The sequence below is a fragment of the Thioalkalivibrio sulfidiphilus genome (assembly GCF_000377945.1).
Classification (GTDB): domain Bacteria; phylum Pseudomonadota; class Gammaproteobacteria; order Ectothiorhodospirales; family Ectothiorhodospiraceae; genus Thioalkalivibrio_A; species Thioalkalivibrio_A sulfidiphilus_A.
In genome coordinates, this window is the sequence record NZ_KB898934.1 from 64,753 (window position 1) to 74,794 (window position 10,042).

Sequence of the window (10,042 nt, forward strand, 5' to 3'; positions counted from 1 at the left end):
ACTCTTCCTATGAATATGGGGACATCCATGCCGATTTCGAGTCCCTCCGGCGTCAACGGTTCCCTCCTGCTGCTGAGCGGCGGCATCGAGAGCGCCACCCTGCTGGCCCTGGAGTCCCGGCAGCGGCCCGTGACACCCCTGGTCGTGGACTATGGCCAGCGGGGCGCGCTGCGTGAGCGGGACGCCGCCCGGGCGCAGTGTGAAAGCCACGGCCTTGCGCCGGTGGAACTGGACCTCTCGGCGGCGGGCGAGACCTTCCGCGACGGGCTGCTCAAGCGGCCCCACGTCCCCCTGCCTCACCGCAACCTGGTGATCCTCGCCCTGGCGGTGAGCTATGCCGCCCGGGGCGGCATCGACCGGGTTGCCCTGGCACTGAACCGGGACGACCTGGCCGCCTATCCCAGCGCCTCACCGGGCTTCCTGGAACACTTCCGCGCCCTGATCCACGACCTTCAGCCGGGCCTGGAGATCACCACGCCGCTGATTGACCGGGACAAGGCCGAGGTGATCCGCCTGGGTGTCTCCCTGGGCGTGGACTTCGCCCGCACCTGGAGCTGCCTGCTGGGCTACGAGATCCACTGCGGCGCCTGCCCCCAGTGCCTGCACCGCAGGGCAGCCTTCCGCGCGGCCGGCATCGCCGATCCCACCCGTTACCGGCACGACAGCTGAGCCGAACATTAGCCTCAATCCGCGGCCTCATGTGGGTTTGGGCAGCCATGACCCCTTCCAGTGAACCTAGAAACGGCAGTTGACCGCTCGGTTTCCTTCGCCAGGTCCCATGGTCACTGACGATCTTGGATGCGATGACGCTCACCCATCGGGTGAACTCCGCTACGCACCCGATTGCACGGTTTTCGTGTTGTCTGGCGGCGTTGCGACTCCTCGGAATGGAACGACCATTCCTCGTCGTCGCGCCTTGCCAGACAACACGAAAACCGCACACTCGGGCGCGTTCAACTGCCGTTTCTAGGTTGAGGAACAGCACCTCTCACGGAGCCACGGGGACACGGAGAAAGGCTTTTGCTTTGAAAACCCCGTGTCCCCGTGGCTCCGTGAGAGGATCGCTTTGCTCCTTTACACCTTTGGACCGCCGAGCGGCGCGCAGTGCCATAGGACGGGCCGGCGGGGACACGAGCAGACGGCTTCGCTATCATTGGGCGCCACCCCTCAAGCACACGATGCCATGAAGCCCTACCAGGACGTCCCCCGCCACGTGACCGAGCGCCTGGAGATCGCCATCCTCACCGGCGAGACCCTGGCCCTGCACTGGGCCGACGAGCACAGCGACCAGGCCTGGATGGGCCGGGTGACCCCTCTGGAAGTGATCGAGCAGGCAGGGCGACGGTATCTGAAAGCCACCAACGAACAGGGCGAGCCGGTCACGATCCGCCTGGACCTGATCCGCAACCTGCCCACCCCCGTGAAGTGAGAACCCCATGAGCCGACTGGCCAAGATTCCGGTGAAGACCGCCACCCCCATCGAGATCACCCCGGAGAACAAGTGCGGTTTCTGCACCAACTCCAAGTGCTGCACCTACATCACCCAGGCCATCGACACGCCGCGCACCAAGTACGACTTCGAGCACCTGCTCTGGCAGGTCTCCCACGAGAACGTGCGCGCCTACAAGGACGAGGACGGCTGGTACCTGCTGATGGAGACCCGCTGCACCCACCTGCAACCCGGCGGACGCTGCGGCATCTACGAGGCGCGGCCGCAGATCTGCCGCGACCATTCCAACGACTACTGCGAATACGACGCCCCCGCCGAGGAGGGCTTCGACCTGTACTTCCCGGATTACCAGACGCTGCTGAAGTACTGCAAGAAGCGGTTCAAGAAGTGGGAGAGAGGGTGAGAGAAGTAAGAAGTGGGAATTGGGAAGTGCGAAGTTAAAGGCCTTAAACTTCCTACTTCCTACTTCCTACTTCGCACTTCAATTCCCAATTCCCTGAAGTCCCCGATCCCCACGAACTCCCCCGTATCCACCTCAGAGCGCCGCGTGTCCGGCCGGCGCACGGCGCGCAGGTGGGCGATGCCGAAGTCACGGGCGGAGCGCAGCACGTCCAGGTTGTCATCCACCAGCAGGGTCTCCCCGGGCGCATAGCCCTCGCGCACCCGCAGGGCCTCCCAGAAGCCCGGTTCCTCCTTGGCCCGGCCCAGGTCATGGGCGCTGACCAGGCGGTGGAAATGGGCGCCGATGCCGGTGCGTTCCAGTTTCAGGTCCAGGCTGCCCCGGTGGGCGTTGGTGACCAGCATGACCCGCCGGCCGCTTTCCCGCAGCGCGGCCAGGAAGGCCTCCGCGTGCTGGTGCACGGCGATCAGGTGCATGACCTCGCGCTTCAGCGCCACGATGTCCAGGTCCAGCTCCCGGCTCCAGTAGTCCAGGCAGTACCAGACCAGGCGGCCGCGCACCGCAGCCGTGCGCTCGCGCACGAAGGCATGGGCCTCGGCCTCGTCCATGCCCCGGGCCTGGGCCAGGCGGCGGGGCACGTGTTCCAGCCAGAAATAGTTGTCGAAATGCAGGTCCAGCAGGGTGCCGTCCATGTCCAGCAGCACGGTGGAGATGCGCGCCCAGTCCAGCGCCGGGGAACGGGGGAGGTCGTCGTTTCTGCTCATGGCGGACATTGTGTCTCAAATCCGGTCACGACCCCAGTATCCCGCGTTGCCTGGGTTACAATAACGCCCTGAACCATGGGCCTTCCGGGAGACCCGAGTGCGCAAGAAACCCCGCATCCTGAGCAGCCGCACCGTGGCGCGCAGCCGCCTGTTTCACGTGGAGGAACTGGAGCTGGAATTCTCCAACGGCGTGAACACCCGCTACGAGCGCCTGGTGGGCTCGGGCCGGGGCGCGGTGCTCATCGTGCCCGTGATGCACGACGGCACCGTACTGCTGATCCGGGAATATGCCGCCGGCACCGACCGCTACGAACTGGCCCTGCCCAAGGGGCGCATCGAGACAGGCGAGGACCTGCTGCTGGCCGCCAACCGGGAGATCATGGAAGAGATCGGCTATGGCGCCCGCACGCTCACCCACCTCACCTCCCTCACCGTGGCACCCGGTTATCTCAGTCACACCACCCACGTGGTGCTGGCCCAGGACCTGCACGAACAGCGCCTGGAAGGGGATGAGCCCGAGGAGATCGAGGTGGTGCCCTGGCCCCTGTCCGACATCGAGCAACTGCTCTTGCGCGATGACTTCACCGAGGCGCGCAGCATCGCCGCCCTGTACCTGACCCGGGAGAGACTCAAGGCATGAACCCCGACGACCTGCCCGAAGGCCTCTCCCTGGAGCACCTGCGCAACAACGTCTGCCTGATCGCCCGCCAGGCCGGCGAGAGCATCCTGGCCATCTATGAACAGGGCTTCGAGGTTCTGGAGAAGGATGACCGCTCGCCGCTCACCGAGGCGGACATGGCGGCCCACCGCCTGATCGTCTCTGCGCTGAAGGAACTGACCCCCAGCCTGCCGGTGCTCTCCGAGGAATCGGAGCAGATCCCCTACGCGGTACGCGCCGGCTGGCGCACCTACTGGCTGGTGGATCCGCTGGACGGCACCCGGGAGTTCGTCAAGCGCAACGGCGAGTTCACGGTCAATATCGCCCTGATCCATGACAACGAGCCCGTGCTTGGCGTGGTACACGCGCCGGTGCTGGGGGTCTGTTACCAGGCCGCCCGGGGCCTGGGCGCACAGCGCCTGACCGCCGAGGGGGAACCCGAGGCCCTGCGCATCAGCCGGCGCCGGACCAGGCCGGTGGTGGCCGGCAGCCGCTCCCACGGCACCGAGCGCATGGCGGACTTCCTCGCCGGTCTGGGCGAACACGAATACCTGTCCATGGGCAGTTCCCTGAAGTTCTGCCTGGTGGCCGAAGGCCGCGCCGACATCTACCCGCGTCTCGGCCCCACCAGCGAATGGGACACCGCCGCCGCCCAGTGCATCGTCACCGAGGCCGGCGGCTTGGTGCTCGATCTGCAGGGCCACCCCCTGCGCTGCAACACCGGCGAATCCCTGCTCAACCCGGAGTTCATCGTGGTGGGCGATGAGCGCTGGCTGGAACGGCTGGGGATCGTGAGGCGTGAGGCGTCCAGAGCATAAATCCCCTTCTCCCTCAGCTATGTAGGATGGGCAAAGCAACGCGTGCCCATGCTGACAGGGTGTGATGGGTGCGCTGCGCTTCACCCATCCTACGTCACTCACGCCTCACGCTTCACGCCTATCCCCTATCCCCTCACCCCTCACAAACACCCTACAAGCGCTTCTTCAACCCCGCCTGGTGCACCAGGGTGGCGGCGATCTCTTCCACGGACATGAAGGTGATGTTGAGGTAGGGGATCTGTTCCCGGCGGAACAGGGCCTCGGCGGCGGCCAGTTCCTTGCGGCACTGCTCGGCGCTGGCATAGCGGCTGTTGGGGCGGCGCTCGCTGCGGATCTGCTGCAGGCGCTCAGGGTCCACGGTCAGGCCGAACAGCTTGTTGCGGTAGGGCACCAGCAACCCGGGCAGGTCGCCGGTCTCGAAGTCGTCCTCGGTGAGCGGGTAGTTGGCCGCCTGGATGCCGAACTGCAGGGCCAGGTACAGGCAGGTGGGGGTCTTGCCGCTACGCGAGACGCCCATGAGGATCACGTCCGCCATGGGATAGTCCCGCACCACCGCTCCATCGTCGTTGGCCAGGGCGTAGTTCAGGGCGTTGATGCGCCGGGTGTAGGTGTGCAGGTTGCCCATGCCGTGGGAGCGACCCGCCACATGGTTGGCGGACACCCCCAGGGCCTTTTCCAGGCCGCTGGTGTAGGTCTCGAACAGGTCGAACACCACCCCCTTGCAGCGGCTCGCCAGGGCCTCGCGCAGACGCCGGTCGATCAGGGTGCTGAACACCAGCGGCGGCGCGCCGTCCTGGTCCGCGGCCCGGCTGATGCGCAGCAGCGCCGCGTCCAGCTTCTCCTCGCTGTCCACGAAGGGCAGGTTGACCGGGCTGAACTGCACCTGGTCGAACTGGGTGAGCAGGGTATGCCCGAGGGTCTCGGCGGTGATGCCGGTGCCGTCGGAGACGTAGAAGACGGAACGCATAGGGTCAAGGATGAAGGATGAAGGATGAAGGATGAAGGCCTAGTGTAACCGGTTTAATTCAGCCTTCATCCTTCCGCCTTCATCCTTATTCACTCTTCCCCGCCAGCTGCATCCAGGTGTCCACCACCGTGTCCGGGTTGAGTGAGATGCTCTCGATCTTCTGCTCCATGAGCCACTGGGCGAGGTCCGGGTAGTCGGACGGACCCTGGCCGCAGATGCCCACGTACTTGCCGGCCCGGTGGGCGGCCTCGATGGCCATGGACAGCATCTTCTTCACCGCCGGGTCGCGCTCGTCGAAGCTGCCCGCCACCAGGCCGGAGTCGCGGTCCAGACCCAGGGTGAGCTGGGTGAGGTCGTTGGAGCCGATGGAGAAGCCGTCGAAGTGCTTGAGGAACTCGTCGGCCAGCACGGCGTTGGAGGGGATCTCGCACATCATGTAGATCTTGAGGCCGTGCTCGCCGCGCTTGAGACCCATCTCGGCCAGCAGCTTGATCACCCCCTCTGCCTCGGCCAGGGTGCGCACGAAGGGCACCATGATCACCACGTTGGTGAGCCCCATGTCCTCGCGCACCCGGCGCACCGCCTGGCATTCCAGCTCGAAGCAGGCGCGGAAGTCGTCGGAGAGATAGCGCGAGGTGCCCCGGAAACCGATCATGGGGTTTTCCTCGTCGGGCTCGTAGCGATCGCCGGCGAGCAGGTTGGCGTACTCGTTGGACTTGAAGTCCGAGAGGCGCACGATCACCGGCTTGGGCGCGAACGCGGCGCCCAGGGTGCTGATGCCCTCCACCAGGCGATCCACGTAGAAGCTCACCGGGTCCTTGTAGCCGGCGATGCGCTTGTCCACCTCGGCGCGCAACTCATCGGGCAGGGTGTGGTACTCCAGCAGCGCCTTGGGGTGCACGCCGATCATGTTGTTGATGATGAACTCCAGGCGCGCCAGGCCCACGCCGTGGTTGGGGATGCTGCTGAAGTGGAAGGCGCGGCCCGGGTTGCCCACGTTCATCATCACCTTCACGGGCAGATCGGGCATGCTGTCGGTGCGGGTGCGCAGCACGTCGAAATCCAGCTTGCCCTCGTAGACACGGCCCTCGTCGCCCTCGGCGCAGACCACCGTGGCCTCGGCGCCGTCGGGAATGGTGTCGGTGGCGTTGCCGCAGCCCACCACGGCGGGGATGCCCATCTCGCGGGCGATGATGGCGGCGTGACAGGTGCGTCCGCCGCGGTTGGTGACGATGGCCGCGGCGCGCTTCATGATCGGCTCCCAGTCCGGGTCGGTCATGTCGGTGACCAGCACGTCGCCGGGCTGCACTTTGTCCATCTCATCAAGGCCCGAGACCACGCGCACCTTGCCGGCACCGATCTTCTGGCCGATGGCGCGGCCCGTGGCGAAGATCCTGCCGCCCTTCTGCTTGAGGCGGAACCGCTCGATCACCTGGCCGTCGGCACGGCTCTCCACGGTCTCGGGGCGGGCCTGCACGATGTACAGGCCACCGTCCACGCCGTCCAGGGCCCACTCGATGTCCATGGGGCGGCCGTAGTGCTTCTCGATGATCATTGCCTGGCGGGCGAGATCCATGACCTGCTCATCGGTGAGACAGAAGCGGTAGCGCTCAGCAGCATCGACCTCCACGGTGCGGGTGTGCTTGCCGTCCTCGCCGAAGATCATCTTGATGGCCTTGGAGCCCATGTTACGGCGCAGGATGGCGGGCCGGCCTGCGGCGAGCGCCGGCTTGTAGACATGGAACTCGTCGGGGTTCACGGCGCCCTGCACCACGGTCTCGCCCAGGCCCCAGGCAGCAGTGATGAACACCGCATCGCGGAAACCGGATTCCGTGTCCAGGGTGAACATCACGCCGCTCGCGCCCACGTCGCTGCGCACCATGCGCTGGATCCCAGCGGACAGGGCCACCTCGGCGTGATCGAAGCCCTGGTGCACCCGGTAGGAGATGGCGCGGTCGTTGTAGAGGGAGGCGAACACCTCGTGGATGGCCTTGAACACGCCTTCCTCGCCGCGCACGTTGAGGAAGGTCTCCTGCTGGCCGGCGAAGGATGCGTCGGGCAGGTCCTCGGCGGTGGCCGAGGAACGCACAGCCACGGTGCACTCGCCCTCGGTCTCCGCCTCCAGGCGCTTGTACGCTTCCCGGATGGCGTCGGTGAGCGGCTGCGGGAACGGCGTCTCCACCACCCACTGGCGGATGGTGCGCCCGGCCTCGCGCAGGGCGTTGATGTCGTCCACGTCCAGCTTGTCGAGCAGCCCGTTGATGCGCTTGTCCAGGTCCTCGTGGCGCAGGAACTCGCGATAGGCCTCGGCCGTGGTGGCAAAGCCGCCGGGGACCTTCACCCCGGCCTCGGACAGCCCGCTGATCATCTCGCCCAGGGAGGCGTTCTTGCCGCCCACCCGGGGCACGTCGTGCATGCCCAGCTCCTCGAACCACAGCACATAATCGCTCATGTCCAACCTCCGCCTCTTGCCCGGAACCGGCCCGTAGGCCGGCTGAATGTAATGTTCGACTGCGTATGGGAGCCCGTGACCGAACCTGTTACTTCAACCTAGGCCACGTCCCCCGACTGCGCCAGAAAAGCATACAGACATGAATCCTGCCACCCTGTTCCCGCCCCTGGATGAAAGAGACGGTCAGGGCCCAAGACATCTATATGACCTAGGCAACAGTATACGGACGATCAGCGCCCGAAACACCCGCATCCGGGCAGGTGTTCTGCACACGAGGGAAAAGGATTGGTCAGACAGATAAAATACGGGCAAAAATATCGACTTATGCGAACGTGCGGCTTCATCCCCGTCGCAAGATCAGGAATCGGATCCCTTTCAGCGGGGCCCGGGCAGCACCACTTTCATCGCGGCTGCGCCCCGGCCGCCAGCACCGTCTCCGCGCTGTGCACGCCCCGCACGCGGCGCTCCAGCCAGCGCTGGGTGGCGCGCCAGTCGAGGCTGTGACGTGAAACGGCCTCCAGGGGCAGCAGCAGGAAATCCTCCCGGGCGTTGACCGTGACACGCTGTCCGCCGCCCGGCTCCTCATGCACGCGGATCGTCTGCCACTCGATGCGTCCGCCTTCCCGCTGCACCTGGGCGAGCACCCGGGCCAGGGTATCCAGCTCCAGGGCCAGGGCTCGGCACTGCGCCTCGCGGGCCTCCCGGTCGCGCAGATCCGGGTACTCGCAACGCACCCCTGTCTCCGACTCCCAGCCAGGGCGCCGATCCTGGCTGAAGCTCCAGGCACCGTTGACCCAATCCGCCCCCTGCACCGCGCGGGCCGTGCCCTGGGCCCGGGTCTCGCCGCAGGGATGCTCGGCGCAGAAGCGCTGCAGCAGTTCCGCCTCGCGACGGGCCTGATCGCGCATGCGCGGCCAGCTCACCAGCACGGGGCGGCCATCGAGGAGCAGCATCACCTGCCCCTGGCGATCCGCGCGGACCCGTACCTCTTCAGCCACATTCAGCCACTGCCAGGCCTGGTCCAGCTCCCGCAGCTGCAGGGCCGTGGCCTGGCGCCAGCGATCCAGCCGGCGATCCCGCGCCGCATCCGCCCCCCGCGCCAACCCCGATTCGCCCAGCTCCTCCTCGTAGGCCTGCACCATGGCTTCCAGGGTGAGGGAAGCAAACGCCATGTGGGACTGAATCGGCGCATCCTTCAGGGCCTCCACCACCTGCAGCAGGGCGGAGGGCTGCACGTACAACTGGCGCGGGGCGTCGGCGTGGGCAGGGAGAACCCCGTGGCCCAGGGTGATGACAAGAATGAGGGAGAGGAATGTGCGCATGGTTGGGGCCTTTGCCCGAATTCTAAATCAGCGTGCGGCTGGCTGCTGTGTTCCTGGGCACACCGGAAAGACAAGCGCTCAAAGGTGACTTCGTCCCTGTATCGCCCGTCTATTGCAAGGGCAAAAGCATTCTCTCGCAGGGACGCGGAGGCGCTGGGAAAAGCGAAAGTGCTTTAGTGTGGAAAGAAATCTGCCACCTGCCCTGCGGGCATGGGTTCACTCCTTGGAACGGTCATTTGGGGGCTGAAATTGCGGGATTAAGGGGGAAAATCACCGCACACCACGGCAATTCCACGAACTTATCATACGGTTAGCGTGGTCCGACCCCGTAGTGACCATCTCGAGTTTATGAGCGCTGGTGCGAGTTGCTGCGGCCTGCCCGGCATTCACTCAGCAAACGCCTGCAAGCGCGCGGGGTCAAGCAGCACTTCGGCTAGCAGGGCGTGGACCTCGTGGTGAGGTTCGGCTGCCGATAGGCTTTGGCGGTAGTCCATCAGGCGCTGCTGGAGCGCCGGCAGGTCGCTGCGGTATCGGCGCTGTGCTTCGCGCTGCAGGCCCCGGTACTCGGCTTTGAATTCCCGCGTCCAGCGTTGACCAAGATTGAGCAGGCTGTCCAGATTCTGAACCTTCAAGGTGTCGGCTGGAATGGTTTGGGACACCCATAATCTCGGCACCCAATGGTTTGGCACACAATGGTTTGGGACACCCATAATCTCGGCGTCTGAAAGGTGGTTTGGGACACCCATAATCTCGGCGTCTAGTTTGGCGGGTGGGCTGTGGTTTTGGATATTTACAACCCTGCCAGCTTGGGCGGTTAGCGTAGATTATGGATGTCCTAAACCGTCGTAAACCGTCGCGAGTGCGCGTAGCGAGCCGCTCACCCACCGGCCCAGTAGGCGCAGCCTAAGTCCGACAGGCTCCTAGGAGCCTGGGCGGTAGAAGTTTTCGGTCGAGCATAAATCGATGCTGATCTGCGGGGGCCGGGTGGCGCCGGGACTGTTATCCAGCCACAGTGACCGGCATGCAGGGTCACCCGGCGTCACAGTGGGCCGCCGGCCCCGCACTGGCGGGGTGTCGGTTATGCCGGGCGCCATCCCAAGCGCTGCATCCGTCGCAGGTTGAGCGCCAGACACACCAGATTCCATTCACCCGTGACCGCTTCAAGCCCCCGGACACTGAAGCGGCGAAAGCCCATCGCCTGCTTGATCCAG

Annotated in this window: 11 protein-coding genes; 5 read left to right on the plus strand and 6 right to left on the minus strand. The window is 65.6% G+C overall.

Annotated elements, in window-relative coordinates; genetic code table 11:
- The first annotated feature begins 27 nt into the window (after positions 1 to 27).
- The 3 genes from D580_RS0107495 (at position 28) to D580_RS0107505 (ending at position 1,853) form a co-directional block, all read left to right on the plus strand.
- The gene (locus D580_RS0107495) at positions 28 to 669 is read left to right on the plus strand and encodes a 7-cyano-7-deazaguanine synthase (protein WP_018953789.1); all 642 of its coding nucleotides are present in this window, start codon (positions 28 to 30) and stop codon (positions 667 to 669) included.
- Positions 670 to 1,183: 514 nt separating this feature from the next.
- The gene (locus tag D580_RS0107500) at positions 1,184 to 1,429 is read left to right on the plus strand and encodes a hypothetical protein (protein ID WP_018953790.1); all 246 of its coding nucleotides are present in this window, start codon (positions 1,184 to 1,186) and stop codon (positions 1,427 to 1,429) included.
- A 7-nt stretch (positions 1,430 to 1,436) separates the two neighbouring features.
- Positions 1,437 to 1,853: a YkgJ family cysteine cluster protein gene (locus tag D580_RS0107505; RefSeq protein ID WP_018953791.1), complete on the plus strand. Its 417-nt coding sequence runs from the start codon at positions 1,437 to 1,439 to the stop codon at positions 1,851 to 1,853.
- A 59-nt stretch (positions 1,854 to 1,912) separates the two neighbouring features.
- Here D580_RS0107505 and yrfG read toward each other — a convergent pair whose 3' ends face one another.
- Positions 1,913 to 2,623, minus strand: coding sequence for a GMP/IMP nucleotidase (gene yrfG, locus D580_RS0107510; protein WP_018953792.1), 711 nt, complete (start codon positions 2,621 to 2,623; stop codon positions 1,913 to 1,915).
- An 88-nt stretch (positions 2,624 to 2,711) separates the two neighbouring features.
- On the opposite strand from yrfG, the gene nudE reads away from it, so the two are divergent.
- Together nudE and cysQ are read left to right on the plus strand one after the other, a co-directional pair.
- Positions 2,712 to 3,254 (plus strand): ADP compounds hydrolase NudE, encoded by a 543-nt coding sequence (gene nudE / locus D580_RS0107515; protein WP_018953793.1) that lies wholly within the window; start codon positions 2,712 to 2,714, stop codon positions 3,252 to 3,254.
- Positions 3,251 to 4,090: a 3'(2'),5'-bisphosphate nucleotidase CysQ gene (cysQ, locus tag D580_RS0107520; RefSeq protein WP_018953794.1), complete on the plus strand. Its 840-nt coding sequence runs from the start codon at positions 3,251 to 3,253 to the stop codon at positions 4,088 to 4,090. The genes nudE and cysQ overlap by 4 nt, the downstream gene beginning before the upstream one ends.
- 151 nt (positions 4,091 to 4,241) lie before the next feature.
- On the opposite strand, the gene D580_RS0107525 is transcribed toward cysQ, so the two are convergent.
- The 5 genes from D580_RS0107525 to D580_RS16140 form a co-directional block, all read right to left on the minus strand.
- Positions 4,242 to 5,057 (minus strand): pyruvate, water dikinase regulatory protein, encoded by an 816-nt coding sequence (locus D580_RS0107525; RefSeq protein WP_018953795.1) that lies wholly within the window; start codon positions 5,055 to 5,057, stop codon positions 4,242 to 4,244.
- 85 nt (positions 5,058 to 5,142) lie between these two features.
- Positions 5,143 to 7,509 (minus strand): phosphoenolpyruvate synthase, encoded by a 2,367-nt coding sequence (gene ppsA, locus D580_RS0107530; protein WP_018953796.1) that lies wholly within the window; start codon positions 7,507 to 7,509, stop codon positions 5,143 to 5,145.
- 401 nt (positions 7,510 to 7,910) lie between these two features.
- Positions 7,911 to 8,831 (minus strand): hypothetical protein, encoded by a 921-nt coding sequence (locus D580_RS0107535; RefSeq protein WP_018953797.1) that lies wholly within the window; start codon positions 8,829 to 8,831, stop codon positions 7,911 to 7,913.
- A gap of 386 nt (positions 8,832 to 9,217) precedes the next feature.
- Positions 9,218 to 9,490, minus strand: coding sequence for a hypothetical protein (locus D580_RS0107540; RefSeq protein ID WP_018953798.1), 273 nt, complete (start codon positions 9,488 to 9,490; stop codon positions 9,218 to 9,220).
- A gap of 419 nt (positions 9,491 to 9,909) precedes the next feature.
- The coding region (locus D580_RS16140; protein ID WP_018953799.1) for a transposase at positions 9,910 to 10,042 on the minus strand (133 nt) is incomplete at its 5' end.